Here is a 17,631-nt window from a genome sequence, read left to right as displayed (position 1 = left end):
GCGCCCGACGCCCGACCTCAGCGCCCGAACCCCGGCCTCAGTGCCGGAACGAGGTCCCGTTCGCCGTCGCGAGGAGGCGTCCGCGGTCGTCGACGAGCTCGGCGCGGCCGACCCGCATCCGCCGGCCCCCGTGCTCGACCACGACCCGGCACATCACCGGGTGGTCGCCGGGGCGGACCGGGCGGACGAAGCTGATCGCGAAGTCGTCCGGGATGGTGTCCAGGGCGTGCGAGAGCCCCCGGGCGGCCAGGCCGGCCAGGGCCCCGCCCTGCACGACGCCCGCGGAGTTCCGGGTCGCCATGTCGGGGTGCGCGATCATCGTGGTGCCGTCGCGGGTGGGGTCCTCCCCGCGGTGCGGCATGAGCAGCCGCCAGCCCGAGGCGCGCTTCGCCCACTGCGGGGCGGTGCGGCCGTACTGCTCGGCCAGCCCGTCGGTCAGGACGGCGTTGCGGCCGACGCACCGGGCGATCGTGACGCCGTCGCGGTCGGTGATGGTGGCCGAGCTCAGGCCGACGCCCCGACTGGCGTCGTCGAGCGTGCCGGTGGCGACGAGGTCGTCGCCCGGCAGCGGTCGCCCGATGAGCTGGACCCCGAGCCGCACGGTGACGATCCGGTCGCCCGCCCGCAGGCTGCTCGAGTACGACACCCCGAGGACGAAGTCCGCGAGGATCAGCAGCGACTCGAGCAGCCCGTCGCCGATCGTGGTGGGCATCCGGGCCTCGCAGCAGCCCCGCTCCACCCGGGTCAGCCGCGCGTGCGTCGCCGCGTGGATGGGTGCGAGCGGTGACTCCTCGGCCACGAGCCGACGCAGGACGGCCAACGGCGTCGGGTTGCCCGACGCGTCGTCACCGCGCTCCGCTCCGTCGCTCACGCGCCGATCATGCCCAATCGGAGGCGGGGTGCGACGGTCGGGCGGCGATCTGCGAGGTGTGTCCCCCGAACGGCCGCGTCAGGATACGGCGACCGTCACACCGGTCAGCTCCTCGCAGGCCAGGAGGAGCGCTTTCTGGACATCCCGGTCGTGCGACGCGGCGGTCGACCCCACCGGGATCGGGTGGCCCCACGACTCGGCGGGGCCGTCCGGGCCGATGTACACGCCGCCCGGCAGATCCGGCACGGTCGCCGCGTACAGCTCGGGCAGGGCCCCCATCTCCGGGCCCTGGGCGACGATCCGGTTGAGCACGCCCATGACCGTGTCCTGGAAGGACTCGGTGCGCGACTGCAGGTTGGTGGCGCTGTAGCCGGGGTGCGCGGCCATCGACCGCAGCGACGAGCCCGCCGCGACGAAGCGGCGCTCGAGCTCGTAGGCGACCATCAGGTCCGCGAGCTTCGACTGGCCGTACGCGAGCCAGCGCTGGTAGCGCCGACGCTCCCAGTTGAGGTCGTCGAGCCGGATCGAGCCGAGCCGATGCGCCAGGCTCGACAGGGTCACCACGCGGTCGGTCAGCCGGTCGAGCAGCAGCCCGGTCAACGCGACGTGGCCGAGCACGTTCGTCCCGAACTGCATCTCGAAGCCGTCGACGGTGCGCTGGAACGGGACGGCCATGAGGCCGGCGTTGTTGATCAGGACGTCCACCGGCCCGTCGAGGCGGGCGGCGAACTTCCGCACCGAGGCCAGGTCGGAGAGGTCCAGCTCCTCGACGGCCGTGGTCCCCGGCCCGCCGTCGGCGGCGATGCGCGCCGCGGCCTGCTCGCCCTTGTCGGTGTTCCGGACGGCGAGCACCACGTGCGCCCCGTGCGCCACGAGCTCGGTGGCGGCGACGAGGCCGAGGCCGGAGTTCGCGCCGGTCACCACGAAGGTGCGGCCGGTCTGGTCGGGGATGTCGGCGGAGGTCCACGGAGCCATGAGGACCTACTACCCACCCCGTTCAGAGCAGACGCGCGATCCGGGAGTAGACCTCCGGGTTCACGCACAGGCCGATGTGGCTGCCGCGCACCGCCTGGTTGTCGGCACCGTCGACCACGCACGACTCCGGGCGCACGATGCCGTCCTCGACGGTGCGGATGCTGGTCAGCGGCACCGCGACGGCGGCCCGCAGGTCGCGACCGAAGGCGCACGGGCAGTCGACGGTCAGGCACTGCGGGCGGGCGGGGCGCAGCAGGTTCTGGCCGAGCCGGGCGCCTCCGACCGCCGCCAGCGTGAGCACCGAGGCGTCGAACGGCGAGGACAGCGGGCTGCCGAGCGTGATCACGCGGCGGACCCGGCTCGGGCGCCGGACCGCGACGGCGTGCGCCAGCAGCCCGCCCCGGCTGTGCCCGATCACCGTCACGGGACGGCCGGCGCGCTCGGCGACCTCGGTGAGCCGCCGGTCCAGCCGTCGCACGGCCGCCTCGGAGCAGTCCACGTTCCAGGCGATCCCCGAGCGGTAGGCCCGGTACCCGCACCGGCGCAACCAGGCACGGAGGACCGCCAGCGACGCGTCGCCCGCCAGGAACCCCGGCACCGCCAGCACCGGGTCGCCGTCGCCGGGACGCACGCCGACCCCCCGGTGCACGGCGGAGGCGAGCAGCGCCAGGAACTCCAGCTGGAAGCGGGCCTCGCCGAACAGGTTCCCGCGGAACGGCGGCACGACCGGGGTCGGCGCGGGCGTCACCGGTTCCGCCGTCACGTCCCGGCACGCTACCCGGATCCGACGACCGTGTGCCGCTGCTGACGCTCGACGTCCGCCGTGTGCCACCGCTGACGCGCAGCGCCACGACCCGGTCGTGGGATACTCCGCCCGTGCATCTCACCGGGGACCCGGACGCCGTCGGCGTGGACGGCGACCACCGCGTCTGTGCGGCCGTCGAGGCGCTGCCGGACGCCTCGACCATGCACGGGTGGGTCTCGCGGTTCGCGCTCCTCGCCGACCCGACGCGGCTGACGCTGCTGCTCTGCATCCACGAGGTCGGCGAGATCTGCGTGTCCGACCTCGCGCTCGCCGCCGGACTCAAGGACTCCACCACGAGCCAGGCGCTGCGCCTGCTGCGCGCGCAGAACCTGGTCAGCGCCCACCGCGACGGGCGCGTGGTGCGCTACCGGCTCGCCGACGCCGTGGTGAAGGACCTGCTGGACCGCATCCACGACGCCGGGTCGCTGGAGACCTTCGCGCCCCTCACCCCGTCAGGGTCGACAGGATCTCCGCGAGGCGCCTCGTCTCGATGAGGAACGCGTCGTGCCCGTACGGGGACTCGATGCGCTCCACCGGGCCCGCGCCCGGGATGAGCTCGGCCAGCTCCTCCTGCTGTGAGAGCGGGTAGAGCCGGTCGGTGGTCGAGCCCGCGACCACGGTGCGGGCGGTGACCCGGCCCAGGGCCTCGGCCATCGTGCCCCGGCCGCGCGAGACGTCGTGCCCGTTCATCGCCGCGGTGAGCGCGACGTAGGACGCGGCGTCGAACCGGTGCACCAGCTTCTCGGCGTGGTGGTCGAGGTAGGACTCCACCGCGAACCGCCCGGGGGCGGTGGCGTCGTAGGGGTCCTCCCCCGGCTGCGGCCGCCGCCCGAAGCGGGTGTCGAGTTCCTCCGCCGTCCGGTAGGTGGCGTGCGCGATCCGACGCGCCACCCCGAGCCCGATGTGCGGACCGAGGCCGCGCCCGCGGTCGTGGTAGTCCCCGCCGCACCAGTTCGGGTCCTCGCGGATGGCCGCGAGCTGCGGGGACGCCCACGCGATCTGGTCCGCCGACGCCGCCGCGCAGCACGCCAGCAGCAGCAGCCGCTGGACGCGGTCCGGGTAGGACACCGCCCACTCGACGGCGCGCATGCCCCCCATCGACCCGCCGAGCACGCACGCCCACGCGTCGATCCCGAGCAGGTCGGCGAACCGGGCCTCGAGCGCCACCTGGTCCCGCACGCTGATGCGCGGGAACCGGGAGCCCCAGGGCCGCCCGTCGGGCGCGGGCGACGCCGGCCCGGTGGTGCCCTGGCAGCCGCCGAGCACGTTGGGGGCCACGACGAACCAGCGGTCGGTGTCGATGGTCAGGCCCGGCCCGATGATCCCCGCCCACCAGCCGGGCGTCGGGTGGCCGAGCCCGGCCGGCCCGACGACGTGCGAGTCCCCGGTGAGGGCGTGCAGCACCAGGACGGCGTTGTCGCCCGTGAAGGTGCCCCAGCTCTCGTAGGCGACGGTGACGTCGGGCAGCGCCACACCGCTCTCGAGCGGGAGCGGCTCGGGCAAGGTCAGGAAGCGGCGGTCACCGACCGGGTCCCCCTCCCGCCATGCACCGGAGGCGGGAGGGAGGACCGGCACCGACCCGGCGTCGGGAAGAGGTCCCGGCGATCCGGCGGGCACTCCACCGGGAAGGAGCTGGGTCACGCAGTCGTCGACTTCGCCGCGGTGAAGCCCGCCTCGAGGTCGGCCCGGATGTCCTCGACGTTCTCGATGCCGACCGAGAGCCGCACGAGACCCGGGGTGACCCCGCTCGAGCGCTGCTCGGGCTCCGAGAGCTGGCTGTGCGTGGTCGAGGCCGGGTGCACGATGAGGCTGCGCACGTCGCCGATGTTGGCCAGCTGCGAGTGCAGCGAGGTGCCGTCGACGAACGCCCGGCCCGCCTCGACGCCGCCGCGCAGCTCGAAGGCCACGATCGCGCCGGCGCCGCGCGGCAGGTAGCGCTGCTGCGCGGCGTGCCACGGGCTGGACTCGAGGCCCGCGTACCAGACCTGCTCGACCTCGTCGCGCGCCTCGAGCCACTCCGCGATCGCCTGGGCGTTCGCGACGTGGCGGTCCATGCGCAGGCTGAGCGTCTCGATGCCCTGCAGCACGAGGAAGGCGTTGAACGGGCTGAGCGCGGCACCGGTGTCGCGGAGGTGCTGCACGCGCATCTTCGCGGCGAACGCGCCCGGGCCGAGGGCCTCCCAGAACTTCAGGCCGTGGTAGCTCGGGTCGGGCTCGGTGAAGCCGGGGAAGCGGTCGCCGTGCTCGCCGAAGGCGAAGGTGCCGCCGTCGACGACCACACCCGCGATCGACGTCCCGTGCCCGCCGAGGAACTTGGTGGCGGAGTGGATGACGACGTCGGCGCCGTGCTCGATCGGGCGCACGAGGTAGGGCGTGGGCACCGTGTTGTCGACGAGCAGCGGGACGCCGACCTCGTGGGCGGTGTCGGCGACGCCGCGGATGTCGAGCACGTTGTTGCCCGGGTTCGGCAGCGTCTCGGCGAAGAACAGCTTGGTGTTCGGGCGGGTGGCGTTGCGCCACTGCTCGAGGTCGTCCTGGTCCTCCACGAAGGAGACCTCGACGCCCATCTTCGGCAGCGTGTAGTGGAAGAGGTTGTACGTGCCGCCGTAGAGGCTGGGGCTCGACACCATGTGGTCGCCGGACTCGGCGATGGTGAGGATCGCCGCCGTGGTGGCGGCGCTGCCGCTGGCGAAGGCGAGCGCCGCGACGCCGCCCTCGAGGGCGTTGACGCGCTGCTCGAGCACGTCGTTCGTCGGGTTCATGATCCGCGTGTAGATGTTGCCCGGCTCGGCCAGCGCGAACAGGTCGGAGCCGTGCTGGGTGTCGCGGAACGTGTACGACGTGGTCTGGTAGATCGGCGTGGCCCGGGCGTTGGTGGCCGGATCGGGCGCCGCGCCGGCGTGGATCTGCTTGGTCTCGAACGACCAGTTGGCCGCGGTGTCCTCGGGGGTGCTCATGACGGGGTCTCCTGTGACGGGGGTTCGGCGGGGGCGGGTCGTCAGCGTCGACAGAACTCGTCGAACGCGTCGATCCGGCGGCTGGGCCAGAACTCGTCACGCACGGGCTCGAGCACGGCGGTGTGGAGCACGTCCGACACCTTAGAGGTCAGGCCCGAGCGCGCCACCGATCGACGGTGTGACGCGACGCGGCGGAGCCCGGGCCGGGACCGGGTAGTCCCCCGCCATGGACGCCACGAGGGAATGGCTGGACGCGCAGTACGACGCGCGGGCGCTGGTGGACGACGCCGACGCGATCATCGCCGACTGGCAGGACCGCAGCGACGCCCTGCGCCGCACCGACCCGCCCCTGACGATCTCCTACGGCGACCACCCCCGGCAGGCCGCGGACGTGTACTCCCCCGCACCCGGGGGCGGGCCGTCCCCGCTGGTGGTGTTCGTCCACGGCGGGTACTGGCAGGCCCTCGACAAGGAGCACTTCGGCTTCCTCGCCGAGCCCTTCCTGACGGCAGGTGCGGTCTTCGCCTCGCTCGACTACCGGCTCGTACCCGAGGTGGCGGTCGCGGACGTGATCGCCGACGTGCGGGCGGGGATCGCCGAGCTCGCCCGGCGGGCCGCCGACCTCGGCGCGCTGCCCACCTCCGTCGGCCTCGTCGGGCACTCCGCGGGCGGGCACCTGGTGGCGAGCGCGATGGCGACCGACTGGTCGGCCCACGACCTGCCGGCCGACACCGTCGGACCCGTCGTCGGGATCAGCGGGCTCTACGACCTCGAGCCCATCCGTCGCTCCTACCTCAACGACGTGCTGGCGATGAGCGAGCAGGACGCCCACGACGCGAGCCCGGTCCACATGACCCCGACCGGCCCCGGCCCGCTCCTGCTCACCTGCGGCGGGGACGAGCCGGGCGAGTTCGACCGCCAGCAGGAGCTGCTCGTCGACGCGTGGCCCGGCGTGCCCACCGACGTCCTGCAGCAGGAGGGCGGCACGCACTTCGACGCCTGCACCCGGTTGGCCCTGCCCGGACCGCTGCGCGACGTGGCGGTCCCGCTGCTCGTGCGCCGCTGAGCCGTTCCGGTCCGCCACGGTGGCGCCTGGAAACCGAGGTGGCGGATCCGAGTCACCACGACTCGGATGCGCCGGAGGACTTCGACCTCGGGTCGCAGCCGGCCAGGTCGTCGGTGTCGTGGCCGACGTGGTGGCAGAGCACGAGGTCGGCGGCGAACCGGCCGGTCGCGAACGCGACATCGGTACCCGAGGCACCGTGACGCGCCGTCCGACGTCGGGTCGGCCGGCCAGTTGTGCCCGACGATGCCGGCCACGAGGTCACCGCCGAGCGCCCACCTGGGCGTCCGGGGCGAGCGACCCCGCCGGCAAACCGAGCGCGGCGACCACGCGCTCCATCGCCGCGCCCACGGCGAGCAGGTCCCCGCCGAGCGGGTCGACGACGAGACGCCGAACCTCGGCCACGTGGGCCGGGGCGGCCGCCTCCAGGTGGGCGCGCCCGGCGTCGGTGAGCGTCGCGACCGTGAACCGGCGGCCCTGCCCGGTGCACACCGTCCGCGTCACCCAGCCGCGGTCCTCGAGCCGCGCGACCGCGTGCGACGTGCGCGGGAGCGACCCGTTGGCCATCTCCGCGATGTCGCTCATCCGCTTCTGCCCGCCCTCGGAGAGCGAGAGCCGCGCCAGGATCATGTAGCCGAAGAGCGTCAGGTCCGCGTCGCGCAGCAGTTGGCTCTCCAGCGCCCCCGGCAGCGTCATCAGCGTCTTGCAGAGCGCGATCCAGGCCGGGCGCTCCTCGTCGTCGAGCCAGCGCGGTTCCTCCATGGCCGTTGACTTTAACAGGCAACCCGCCGCAGACTTCGAGTTGCACACGCAACCCGAAGAGCTCCGTCATGACGACCGCCGTCCGCACCACCCCGATCCCCGCCCGGCTCGGCGTCGCGCTCGTCGCGGCCGCCGTCGTCAACCTGCTCGTCGCCCTCGTCGCGAGCACCCTCGACGCCGGCGGCATCGGGATGGGCCTGCAGCCGTCGGTGTTCCTGCCCGCCACCGTGGTCGGCGTCCTGCTCGGCACGGCGGGCTGGTTCGCCGTCCGCCGGATCGCGCCGCGAGCCCTGCCCGTCGTCGTGCCGGTGGTGCTCGCGCTGACGTGGATCCCGGACCTGCTGCTGCTCGGCCAGGGCGCGACCCTCGCGAACGTCGTCGGCCTGATGCTGATGCACGCCGTCATCGCGACGGCCGTCGTCGTCGCACTGCGCCCGACGATGCGGTGACCAGGACCGCCCTGGCGGCGCGCCCGACGATCTAGGGTCGGCCGGGTGAGCGCCCCGACCCGCAGCGTCCGCACCTTCTGCCGCATCTGCGAGGTGCACTGCGGCCTCGTGGTGGACGTGGCCGACACGCCCGCGGGCGAGAAGGTCGTGAAGGTGCGGCCCGACCGGGAGCACCCGGTCTCGCAGGGGTACTGCTGCGTCAAGGGCCTCGGGCTCGGAGCGCTGCACCACGACGAGGACCGGCTCGACACCCCGCTCAAGCGCGTGGACGGCGAGCTGGTGCCGATCGGCTGGGACCAGGCGCTGACCGAGATCGGTGCCCGGGTGCGGGGCCTGGTCGACCGGCACGGGGCACGGTCGGTCGCGCTCTACCAGGGCAACCCGACCTTCTTCTCCTTCGCGCACACCACGATGTCGGCGGCCTTCGTCGAGGCGCTGGGCAGCCCCAACGTGTTCGCGTCGCACTCCGTCGACGTCAACACGAAGTTCCACGTCTCGACCGAGATGTACGGGCTCTCCCTCGTCCACCCGGTGCCCGACCTCTCCCACGTCGAGATGTTCGTCTGTCTCGGGACGAACCCGCTGGTCAGCCAGATGTCGGTCGTCACCGTCGCCGACGCCGCGGGCGTGCTGCAGCGCATCGAGGAGCGCGGCGGACGCGTCGTGATCGTCGACCCGCGTCGCACGGAGACCGCCCGACGCGTCGGCGAGCACCTGCCGATCCGCCCGGGTACCGACGCCTACCTGCTCGCCGCGATGCTGCACGTCCTGGCCCACGAGGACGACCTCGACCTGGCGCCCGCCCGCCGGGTCGCACGCGGCGCCAACGAGTTCGTCGCGGTCGCGGCTCCCTGGACGCCCGAGCGCGCCGAGGCGGTCACCGGGATCCCGGCCGCGACGATCCGGGAGCTCGCCCGGGCGTACGCGGCCGCCGACGGCGCGGCCCTGTACTGCTCGACCGGGGTCAACATGGGGCCGTTCGGCTCGATCGCCTACTGGCTGATCCAGGGCCTGAACCTGCTCACCGGCAACCTCGACCGGCGCGGCGGGCTGCTCGTACCCCGCGGCGCCGTCGACACCGTGCGCCTGGCCGGCCTGATCGGCCTCGGTCGGTTCGACGAACACCGCACCACCGACGGCCGCTGGCACCGGGTCGCCGGGGCGTTCCCGGTCGGCGCCCTCGCCGGGGAGATCACCACCGACCACCCGGACCGGGTGCGGGCGCTGTTCGTGACGGCGGGCAACCCCGTCCACTCGGTGCCGGGCGGCGAGCTGCGCGACGCGCTGCCGCAGCTCGACCTGCTCGTCAGCGTCGACCTCTACCGCAACGAGACGGCCGCCCACGCCGACTACGTGCTCCCGGCCACCGACATGCTCGAACGCAGTGACTTCCCCGCCTCGCACCAGTCGCTGCAGGTCGTGCCGCATGCGCAGTGGACCCCGCCCGTCGTCGCGCCGCTCGGCGAACGTCGCACCGAGTGGCGGATCTTCTCCGACCTCGCCCTCGCGGCCGGGGTCCGACCCTGGGGCACGACCGCGGCGCACGTCCTGCCCTGGCTGGACCGGCTCCTCGCCCGCCTGCCCGGACGCCTGCGCGGTCGGCTGCATGTCGGCCCGGACCAGGTCGTCGCGCTGCTCCTGCGCTGGGGCGGCCGGACCACGCTCGGCGAACTGCAGCGGCACCCCGAGGGTGTGCTGCTGCCGCCGACCGAACCGGGGTCCTTCCTCGGACGGCGGGTGGCGACCTCCGACGGTCTGGTCGACCTCGCGCCCGCCGACCTGCTCGCCGACATCGCGCGCCTCGAGGCCACCGAGGCCGACCTCGCCCGCCCCGGCGTGCTGCGGCTCGTCGGCCGCCGCGATCGCCGCTCGCACAACTCGTGGATGCACAACAGCAGCCACATCCGTCAGCCCGACGGCAACACCGCACTGCTCCATCCCGACGACGGGGCGGCGCGGGGCATCGACGACGGGGACCTCGTCGAGGTGTCGAGCCCGACCGGGCGGATCGCCCTGCCGGTCTCGCTCACCACCGACGTCGCACCTGGCGTCGTCGTCGTGCCGCACGGCTGGGGCCACGCCGGGGCGGGACCGCGGCGGGCCCGGGCCCTGCCGGGGGTCAACGTCAACGACGTCATCCCGGGCGGGGCCGCCCACCTCGACCCGGTGAGCGGCCAGGCCGTGATGCTCGCCCACGAGGTGACCGTCGCGCGCGCCACCGTCACCAGCTGACGGGGGCTCCCAGCTCGACCACCCCCGACGTCAGGACCCGGCAGATCGCCCCGCCGCGCTCGTGCATCGCACGGGCCGCGCCGGGACCGACGGAGGTCTCCATGACGCGGCACGGCGCGGCCTTGCGGACGACCTCGAGCTCGACGTCGCCGAGGTGGATGCGGGCGCCCGGTGTCGTGGGGACGCGGCCGGAGTCGACGGTGACGGTGCGGCGGGTGGCGCCGGCGGGGACCGGGGCGCCGCGGGCCTCGGCCGCCTCGGCGAGCTCCTCGAGCGACTGCACGGAGACGTGGCGGTGGCGGGTGCCGTGGTAGCGGTCGCCGACGACGCCCGCCCCGGCCTCGCACTCGATGCGCTCCACGGGCTCCATCGGTGCCTTCCGCTCCGAAGCGATGTGGAGGGCCGCGACGATCACGGGCTCCAGGGTAGGTAGTCGTACGGAGGACGGTCGGCGACGCCGCGACCAGGGTCGAGGCCATGAGCGAGTACGACGCGATCGACATGTCCGACCAGCTCGCGGTCCTCGCCGACCTCGGCACGCCCACCCGGGCCGCCGCGGTCGCGCGGATCCTGGCCACCCCGGAGCGCTGGTGCCCGGCCGTGCTGATGGCGATGGCGTCGGTGGTCTTCGCCGACGGGCACCACGAGACCGGCGCCTTCTGGTTCTACGCGGGCCAGCTCCGGGCCCGGTTCGACGCGCACCGGTGCACCGATCCCACGGCGTCGGCGGCCTGCGGCGCGCTCTCGGAGGCGCACGGCCCGCCGATCAACCGGTGGGCGTTCGCCGAGCCGGGTCTGTTGCCGGGACTGGTCGAGCGGGTCGGGGTGTGGGACGCGGCGACGGCGAGCACGTACGACCCGCGCTGGATCGCGCTGCACGGCATGAACGCGTTCCTCGGCTCGGACGGCCCGCTGTGCGTGCCGCGCGAGCAGTGGCCGGAGCTCGCCGTGCGCACCCGGGCGGAGTTCGTCGACGGGTGCCGCGAGCTGTTCGACGCCGACGGGCGGCTGCGGGTGGATCTGCTCTGAGCAGCACGGCGCTGCCGACGGCGGAAGCCGCGGCAGGACCCGGCGTCGGGACGCCAGGGTCGGGGCATGACCGAACCGACCTCCTTCTCCCCCGACCTGCGGGCCCAGCTGCTGCGCCACCGCGTCCTCGTGCTCGACGGACCGCTCGACGACGACAACGGCACCGCGCTCGCCACCCACCTGCTCACCCTCGCCGCGGAGAACGACTCGGCGGACGTCGCGCTGTGGATCCACTCCCCCGGCGGCTCGGTGCCGGCGATGCTCGCGATCCGCGACGTGATGCGCCTCGTGCCGGTGGACGTCTCGACCCTGGCGCTCGGCCTCGCGTGCAGCGCCGGGCAGTTCCTGCTCTCGGCGGGGACGCCGGGCAAGCGGTTCGCGCTCCCGCACGCGAAGATCCTCATGCACCAGGGGTCGTCCGGGATCGGCGGATCGGCCGTCGAGGTGGAGGTGCAGGCGAACGACCTGCGGCACACCCGCGACACGGTGCTCGGGCTGATCGCCGACGACACCGGGCAGCCGCCCGAGCGGGTGTTCGAGGACTCGCTGCACGACCGCTGGTTCACGGCCGCGCAGGCGCAGGAGTACGGGTTCGTCGACGGGATCGTGTCGAGCTTCGACCAGGTCATGCCGGTGCGGCGCCTGCGGGTGGGCATGGGGGTGGCGGCATGAGCAGCTACACGATCCCGAACGTCCTGACGCGCGACTCCCGCGGCGAGCGGATCACCGACGTCTACTCCCACCTGCTCAGCCAACGGATCGTGTACCTGGGGACGGCGATCGACGCCGGGGTCGCGAACGCGCTGATCGCCCAGCTGCTGCACCTCGAGGCGGACGCCCCGGAGCAGGAGATCGGGCTGTACGTGAACTGCGAGGGCGGGGACACGGCGGCGATGCTCGCGATCTACGACACCATGCAGTACGTCCGCGCCCCGGTGGCGACGACCTGCGTGGGCCAGGCGGTCGCGGCGGGCGCGGTGCTGCTCGCGGCGGGGGCTTCCGGACGCCGCTCGGCGCTGCCCCACACGCGGGTGGTGCTCCACCAGCCCGCCGCCCAGGGACGCGGCGCGATCCCCGACCTGATCCTCGCGGCCGACGAGGTCGTGCGGGTGCGCGCGGAGATGGAGGCGATCCTCGCGGCGCACACCGGTCAGGACGCGGACCGTCTCCGTCGCGACACCGACCGCGACCTGGTGCTCACCGCCGCCGCGGCCCGCGAGTACGGGATCGTCGACCAGGTGATCGAGCGGCACTGATTCACGCGGCGAGCAGCACCGGACCACGTGCGCCGGCGCCGCGGGCGAGGTCGGCGTGGGCCAACCCGATCAGGTCGCGCAACGGCACCTCCAGCGCCCCGGCGACGGCCGCGAGGATCTCGCTCGACGGGTCCTTGCGGCCGCGCTCGACCTCGGACAGGTACTGCGGCGAGATGCCGGCGCGCTCGGCGGTGTCGGCCAGTCGCTCGCCCCGGTCGCGGCGCAGGGCCCGCACCCGGCGTCCGACCACCTCGCGCCACAGCGGTTCGGGCGTACCGGCCCGAGCGAGCGGCACCTTCGCAGCGTCTATGTGCGCGAGAGTGCCGCTCGCTCGCTCCCGCCGGTGCGCGTCCAGCCGAATCAGCTCGCCCATGTCGAGCACCGTCGCAGACCCGACCGCCCGCCGTCCCACGGTTCTGCCAGAAGCAGAACCCGGACACTGTTGACAAGCTGCCAACAAGCGGCGCAGAGTGCCGTCATGGACTACGACGTCCTCGTGATCGGCTCGGGATTCGGCGGCGGCGTGGCCGCGCTGCGGGCCACCGAGAAGGGTTATCGGGTCGGCGTGCTCGAAGCGGGCCGCCGATTCGCCGACCAGGACTTCGCTCGCACCTCCTGGCACCTGCGCGACTTCCTGTGGGCACCCCGGCTGGGCTTCCACGGGATCTTCCGCGTCGACCCGCTGCGCCACGTGCTCGTGCTCTCCGGCGCGGGCGTCGGCGGCGGCTCGCTGGTGTACGCCAACACGCTCTACCGGCCCCCGGCCCGGGTGTTCGCCGACGGCACCTGGCCTGCCGGCGTCGACTGGGACGACGAGCTCGACCGCCACTACGACCAGGCCTCGCGCATGCTCGGCGTGCAGACCTACCCGCGCACCTCCGCGGCGGACGCCGTCATGCGCGACGTCGCCGAGGAGCTGGGCGTCGGCCACACCTACCGCAACGCCGACGTCGGGGTGCTCTTCGGTGACGAGCCCGGCGCCGAGGTGCCCGACCCGTACTTCGGCGGCGCGGGCCCGGCCCGGCGCACCTGCATCGACTGCGGCGAGTGCATGACCGGGTGCCGCCACAACGCGAAGAACACGGTCGCCAAGAACTACCTGCACCTGGCCGAGGGCGCGGGCGCCACGGTCCTCCCGATGACCACCGCGACCCTGATCCGCCCCCGCCACGGCGACCTCTCGGGCGCCTCCGGCTACGAGGTGGAGGTCCGCGAGACCCCACGGCCCGGCCACCGTTCCCGACGACGGGTGCTGACGGCGGGTCAGGTGGTCGTCTCCGCCTCCGCGCTGGGCACGCAGCGCCTCCTGCACCGGCAGCGGGACAAGGGCCTGCTCCCCCGCATCTCCGCGACCCTCGGCCGCGGGGTGCGCACCAACTCCGAGGCCATCCTCGCGGCCCGGACGCCCGACCCCACGGCCGACTTCACCGACGGCGTCGCGATCACGTCCTCGATCCACGTCGACGAGAACACCCACGTCGAGCCGGTGCGCTACGGGCACGGGTCGAACCTGCTCGCGCTGATGTCGGCGATGCTGATCGACGGCTCCGCCGACCCGTCCGACCCGACGATCGGCCGCCAGGGCCCGGGCTGGCGCCGCATCCTGCGCGAGGTCGTGACCCGTCGTCGGGAACTCCCCCTGCTCCACCGGCCGAAGCGGTGGTCGGAGGAGTCGATCGTCCTGCTGGTGATGCAGACGCTGAACAACTCGCTCACGGTCCGCCGGCGCCGCTTCCTGCCCGGCCTCACCAGCGCCAAGCCCGACGGCGAGTCGAACCCGCCGTGGATCCCGGCCGGGCACGAGGTGGCCCGCCGGGTCGCGCGGCGCATCCGCGGCGTGCCCGTCGGCGCGGCGTCGAGCCTCGCCAACGTGCCGGTCACCGGGCACTTCCTGGGCGGCGCGGTGCTCGGCTCGACGCCCGACGACGGCGTGGTCGACGCCTACCACCGGCTGCACGGCCACCCGGGCGTGCACGTGATCGACGGGTCGACGATCCCCTCGAACCTCGGGGTGAACCCGTCGCTGACCATCACCGCACTGGCCGAGCGGGCGCTCGCGCTCTGGCCGAACGCCGGCGAGGAGGACCTCCGCCCGGCACCCGGCGAGACCTACCGACGCGTCGAGCCCGTCGCGCCGCGGCGCCCGGCGGTGCCGGAGGAGGCACCGGCGGCGCTGCGGCTCCCGCTCACGGTCCTGCGGTGAACGAGCTGGCCGCCCGGCGTCGCCTCGACCCGGACGCCCGGCGCACCGAGATCCTCGACGCGGCGCTGCGGCTCTACGCGGCACGCCCCTACGGCGAGGTCTCGACGACGGAGCTGGCCCGGGAGGCGGGCGTCGCCCGGGCCCTGCTCAACCACTACTTCGGCACGAAGCGGGCGCTCTACCTCGAGGCGCTGCGCGAACTGCTGACGATCCCCGAGCAGGCGGCCGCCCACCTGGCCGGGCAGCGTCCCGAGGACCGCGCGGCGGCCGCCGTCGACTGGTTCCTCGACACGGTCACCGACCGGCGGACGCTGTGGTTGTCCGTGGGCATCGGGGTGTCCGGCGACGCCGAGATCGACGCGGTCGTCGAGGACGCCGACGAGACCGCCGTCGACCGGGTCCTGACGGCCCTGCACCGGGACCCGTGCGACGAGCCGCTCCGCGCCCGCGTGCGCGCCTTCTTCGGGATGGTGCGCGCCGCCTCGCGCGAGTGGCTCGTGCGAGGGTCGCTCGACCGACCCGCCGTCCGGAAGCTCCTGATCACCGCGCTCGTGACCGTCCTGGAGGAATGATGGATCTCGGCAACCGCGACTTCTGGGCCCTCCCCTGGAAGGACCGCTACACCGCCTTCGCCGAGCTGCGCGCCACCGAGGGCCTGCCCTGGTTCGAGGAGCCGGAGTTCCCCGGGTTCCCGAAGGGCGACGGGTTCCGGGTCGTCGCGCGGCACGCCGACGTCGACGAGGTGAGCCGCAACCCGCAGCGGTTCTGCTCCGGGCGGGGCGCGGTGTCGATCCTCGACCTGCCGGCCGAGGCGCACGAGTTCTTCGGGTCGCTGATCAGTATGGACGCCCCGCGGCACACCAAGATCCGGCGGATCGCGGCGGCGGCGTTCACCCCGAAGCGGGTGTCGGGTCTGATCGACGACGTCGAGCGCATCGCCGAGGAGGTCCTGGCCCGGGCCCGTGCGAAGGCCGCGGACCACGGCGGCGAGTTCGACCTGGTCACCGAGATCGCCGCACCGCTCCCGCTGCTGCTGATCTGCGACATGATGGGCATCCCGGAATCGCGCCGCGCGGACGTCTTCACCTGGTCGAACATGATCCTGGCCGGCGACGACCCGGAGTACGTCACCTCGGAGAACCCGCTGCAGGACTATCTGACGGCGGGCGCGGGTCTCTCGGGCCTCATGACGGAGCTGGCCGCCTCGGTCGAGGACGACCCGCGCGACGACGTGCTCTCGGCACTCGTGCACGGCGAGGTCGACGGGGAGCGGCTGACGCACCAGGAGATCGCGTCGTTCTTCATCCTGCTCTGCGTCGCCGGCAACGAGACCACCCGCAACGCGGTCACCCACGGCATCTGGGGCCTGCACCTCGACCCGGAGGCCCGCGCGCAGTGGACCGCGGAGCCGGAGCTGTCGACGGCGGTCGACGAGGTGGTGCGCTGGGCGTCGCCGATCAACTGGATGCGCCGCACCGTCGTGGAGGACACCACGGTCGGCGGCGTGCCGGTGGCGGCCGGGGAGAAGCTGCTGCTGCTCTACGGGTCGGCCAACCGCGACGAGACCGTGTTCACCGAGCCCGACCGGCTCGACCTGCGCCGCTCCCCCAACCCGCACCAGGGCTTCGGCGCGCACGGCCCGCACTTCTGCCTCGGGGCGCACCTGGCGCGGCGCGAGGCGGGCGTGATGTTCCGGCGGCTGCTGACCGAGATGGGCGACCTCGAGGTGGTCGGCGAGCCGGACCGGCTGCAGTCGATCTTCGTGAACGGGATCAAGCACCTGCCGGTGCGTCTGGCGGGCTGACCGGCGCGGCCGGGACGCGGAGACCGCGGGCGGTGAAGCAGACGCTGCCCGCGACGAGGACGCCCAGGACGACGGCGACGACCCCCGACACGTCCGCGGGCAGGCCCGTCGCGAACGACAGCACGATCGTGGTCACGGCCCCGATGCCCAGGAACGCGGGCACCCCGGAGAGCTTGTGCGCCAGGGACAGCTGCCAGGCCCGCGCCGGGGCGCGGAGCAATCGGTAGGTGATCACCGCGGAGGCGAGCGGGATCACGAGCAGCCCGAACCCGAACAGCACCCAGCCGGCGATCTCCATACCGTGCGAATCGCCCGTTCGGCCTAACGCGTTACCTCAGGGGATGGCGTAGCCCGCGGCCGCGACCAGGCGGTACCACTCCGGCCGTGTCAGCCGCAGGTCCGCGCCGGGCGCCGCCTCCCGGATCCGCTCCGGCCGCGTGGAGCCCACGACCACCTGCATTCGCGCGGGGTGGGTGGTGATCCAGGCCGTGACGACCGCGGTCGCGGTGACGCCGTGGGCGTCGGCGATCTCGTCGAGGGCGTCGTTCAGCTCGGCGTGGTGCTCGCGGTCGCCGAGGACGATCCGGCCGTCGGCGTCGGCGAACGGCGACCACGCCTGGACGGTGATCCCGCGCAGCCGGCACGCGTCGAGGACCCCGCCGTCGCGGTCCACGGACTGCTCCAGCGCAGCGACGTTCGCGGCCAGCCCCGCGGCGATCATCGGCGCGTGGCCCAGGCCGAGCTGCATCTGGTTCGCGACGATTGGGGTCGGGAGCGAGCGCTCGAGCAGCGCGATCTGACCGGCGGTGTGGTTGGAGACCCCGATCGCCCGCACCTTCCCCGCCGTCACCAGCCCGTCGAGGGTCTCGGCGACGTCGTCGGGGTCGGCGAGCGCGTCGGGGCGGTGCAGGAGCAGGACGTCGACGTGATCCGTGCGCAGCGCCGCGAGCGACTCGTCGACCGAGCGCCGCACGTGCTCGCGGGAGAAGTCGTAGTAGCCCTCGCGGATGCCGACCTTCGTCTGGATCGTCACCTGCTCCCGCCGCGCGCCGGTGAGCCCGGCGGCCTCGCCGAACCGGCGCTCGCAGGCGTGCCGGGTGGAGCCGTAGACGTCGGCGTGGTCGAACGTCGTGATCCCGACGTCGAGCGCGGTGTCGACCAGGGCCCGGACCGCCCCGTCGTCGAGACCCTCGATGCGCATGCAGCCGAGGACGAGCCTGCTCAT

The 17,631-nt window shown here is 74.0% G+C and carries 20 protein-coding genes; 10 read left to right on the top strand and 10 right to left on the bottom strand.

Features of this window, described 5'->3' with window-relative positions; all coding sequences use genetic code 11:
• Positions 1-37: 37 nt before the first annotated feature.
• From BJ983_RS32085 to BJ983_RS04515, 3 genes are all read right to left on the bottom strand, one after another.
• The gene (locus BJ983_RS32085) at positions 38-871 is read right to left on the bottom strand and encodes a hotdog domain-containing protein (RefSeq protein ID WP_179792722.1); all 834 of its coding nucleotides are present in this window, start codon (positions 869-871) and stop codon (positions 38-40) included.
• Positions 872-949: 78 nt separating this feature from the next.
• A complete protein-coding gene (locus BJ983_RS04520) occupies positions 950-1,846 on the bottom strand; it encodes an oxidoreductase (protein WP_179792721.1) in 897 nt (298 codons plus the stop codon).
• A 22-nt stretch (positions 1,847-1,868) separates the two neighbouring features.
• Positions 1,869-2,609, bottom strand: coding sequence for an alpha/beta fold hydrolase (locus tag BJ983_RS04515; protein ID WP_179792720.1), 741 nt, complete (start codon positions 2,607-2,609; stop codon positions 1,869-1,871).
• Between the two features lie 113 nt (positions 2,610-2,722).
• On the opposite strand from BJ983_RS04515, the gene BJ983_RS04510 reads away from it, so the two are divergent.
• Positions 2,723-3,145, top strand: a complete 423-nt coding sequence (locus BJ983_RS04510; protein WP_343053717.1) for an ArsR/SmtB family transcription factor — start codon at positions 2,723-2,725, stop codon at positions 3,143-3,145.
• On the opposite strand, the gene metX is transcribed toward BJ983_RS04510, so the two are convergent.
• Positions 3,096-4,226: a homoserine O-acetyltransferase MetX gene (gene metX, locus BJ983_RS04505; protein ID WP_343054437.1), complete on the bottom strand. Its 1,131-nt coding sequence runs from the start codon at positions 4,224-4,226 to the stop codon at positions 3,096-3,098. The genes BJ983_RS04510 and metX overlap by 50 nt on opposite strands.
• Before the next feature lie 62 nt (positions 4,227-4,288).
• Positions 4,289-5,608, bottom strand: a complete 1,320-nt coding sequence (locus BJ983_RS04500) for a bifunctional o-acetylhomoserine/o-acetylserine sulfhydrylase (RefSeq protein ID WP_179792719.1) — start codon at positions 5,606-5,608, stop codon at positions 4,289-4,291.
• Between the two features lie 226 nt (positions 5,609-5,834).
• Between BJ983_RS04500 and BJ983_RS04495 the strand changes: the two genes are divergently transcribed.
• The gene (locus tag BJ983_RS04495) at positions 5,835-6,674 is read left to right on the top strand and encodes an alpha/beta hydrolase (RefSeq protein ID WP_179792718.1); all 840 of its coding nucleotides are present in this window, start codon (positions 5,835-5,837) and stop codon (positions 6,672-6,674) included.
• A gap of 258 nt (positions 6,675-6,932) precedes the next feature.
• Here the strand turns inward: BJ983_RS04495 and BJ983_RS04490 are convergent, their stop codons facing one another.
• The gene (locus tag BJ983_RS04490; protein ID WP_179792717.1) at positions 6,933-7,433 is read right to left on the bottom strand and encodes a MarR family winged helix-turn-helix transcriptional regulator; all 501 of its coding nucleotides are present in this window, start codon (positions 7,431-7,433) and stop codon (positions 6,933-6,935) included.
• Between the two features lie 68 nt (positions 7,434-7,501).
• On the opposite strand from BJ983_RS04490, the gene BJ983_RS04485 reads away from it, so the two are divergent.
• A complete protein-coding gene (locus BJ983_RS04485; RefSeq protein ID WP_179792716.1) occupies positions 7,502-7,882 on the top strand; it encodes a DUF6069 family protein in 381 nt (126 codons plus the stop codon).
• A 45-nt stretch (positions 7,883-7,927) separates the two neighbouring features.
• Positions 7,928-10,114: a molybdopterin-dependent oxidoreductase gene (locus tag BJ983_RS31490; protein ID WP_179792715.1), complete on the top strand. Its 2,187-nt coding sequence runs from the start codon at positions 7,928-7,930 to the stop codon at positions 10,112-10,114.
• Here the strand turns inward: BJ983_RS31490 and BJ983_RS04475 are convergent.
• Positions 10,104-10,529 carry an MOSC domain-containing protein gene (locus tag BJ983_RS04475; RefSeq protein ID WP_179792714.1) on the bottom strand — a complete coding sequence of 142 codons (426 nt, stop codon included), beginning with the start codon at positions 10,527-10,529 and terminating at the stop codon, positions 10,104-10,106. The two genes, BJ983_RS31490 and BJ983_RS04475, sit on opposite strands and share 11 nt — an antisense overlap.
• A gap of 62 nt (positions 10,530-10,591) precedes the next feature.
• Between BJ983_RS04475 and BJ983_RS04470 the strand changes: the two genes are divergently transcribed.
• The 3 genes from BJ983_RS04470 to BJ983_RS04460 all read left to right on the top strand — a co-directional run bounded on the left by BJ983_RS04470 (position 10,592) and on the right by BJ983_RS04460 (position 12,399).
• Positions 10,592-11,143 carry a hypothetical protein gene (locus BJ983_RS04470; protein WP_179792713.1) on the top strand — a complete coding sequence of 184 codons (552 nt, stop codon included), beginning with the start codon at positions 10,592-10,594 and terminating at the stop codon, positions 11,141-11,143.
• A gap of 66 nt (positions 11,144-11,209) precedes the next feature.
• Positions 11,210-11,815: a ClpP family protease gene (locus tag BJ983_RS04465; protein ID WP_179792712.1), complete on the top strand. Its 606-nt coding sequence runs from the start codon at positions 11,210-11,212 to the stop codon at positions 11,813-11,815.
• Positions 11,812-12,399, top strand: coding sequence for a ClpP family protease (locus tag BJ983_RS04460; RefSeq protein WP_179792711.1), 588 nt, complete (start codon positions 11,812-11,814; stop codon positions 12,397-12,399). Before BJ983_RS04465 ends, BJ983_RS04460 begins: the two co-directional genes overlap by 4 nt.
• Before the next feature lies 1 nt (position 12,400).
• Here BJ983_RS04460 and BJ983_RS04455 read toward each other — a convergent pair whose 3' ends face one another.
• Entirely contained in the window at positions 12,401-12,694 is a 294-nt protein-coding gene (locus BJ983_RS04455; protein ID WP_343053713.1) for a helix-turn-helix domain-containing protein, read from the bottom strand.
• Positions 12,695-12,877: 183 nt separating this feature from the next.
• Here BJ983_RS04455 and BJ983_RS04450 point away from each other — a divergent pair, with 183 nt between their 5' ends.
• Genes BJ983_RS04450 through BJ983_RS04440 form a run of 3 tightly spaced genes read left to right on the top strand, consistent with a single transcriptional unit; the run spans position 12,878 to position 16,406 of the window.
• Positions 12,878-14,602 carry a GMC family oxidoreductase N-terminal domain-containing protein gene (locus BJ983_RS04450; protein WP_179792709.1) on the top strand — a complete coding sequence of 575 codons (1,725 nt, stop codon included), beginning with the start codon at positions 12,878-12,880 and terminating at the stop codon, positions 14,600-14,602.
• Entirely contained in the window at positions 14,599-15,174 is a 576-nt protein-coding gene (locus BJ983_RS04445) for a TetR family transcriptional regulator (RefSeq protein ID WP_179792708.1), read from the top strand. The genes BJ983_RS04450 and BJ983_RS04445 overlap by 4 nt, the downstream gene beginning before the upstream one ends.
• On the top strand, positions 15,174-16,406 hold the full coding sequence (locus tag BJ983_RS04440; protein WP_179792707.1) for a cytochrome P450: 1,233 nt from the start codon (positions 15,174-15,176) through the stop codon (positions 16,404-16,406). The genes BJ983_RS04445 and BJ983_RS04440 overlap by 1 nt, the downstream gene beginning before the upstream one ends.
• Here BJ983_RS04440 and BJ983_RS04435 read toward each other — a convergent pair.
• Together BJ983_RS04435 and BJ983_RS04430 are read right to left on the bottom strand one after the other, a co-directional pair.
• A complete protein-coding gene (locus tag BJ983_RS04435) occupies positions 16,375-16,704 on the bottom strand; it encodes a hypothetical protein (protein ID WP_179792706.1) in 330 nt (109 codons plus the stop codon). The two genes, BJ983_RS04440 and BJ983_RS04435, sit on opposite strands and share 32 nt — an antisense overlap.
• Positions 16,705-16,740: 36 nt before the next feature.
• On the bottom strand, positions 16,741-17,631 hold the full coding sequence (locus BJ983_RS04430) for an aldo/keto reductase (protein WP_246325526.1): 891 nt from the start codon (positions 17,629-17,631) through the stop codon (positions 16,741-16,743).

The organism is Actinomycetospora corticicola (genome assembly GCF_013409505.1).
Lineage (GTDB): Bacteria > Actinomycetota > Actinomycetes > Mycobacteriales > Pseudonocardiaceae > Actinomycetospora > Actinomycetospora corticicola.
Note: the sequence above shows the minus strand (reverse complement) of the source record. Positions and strands in the feature narration are given on the sequence as shown.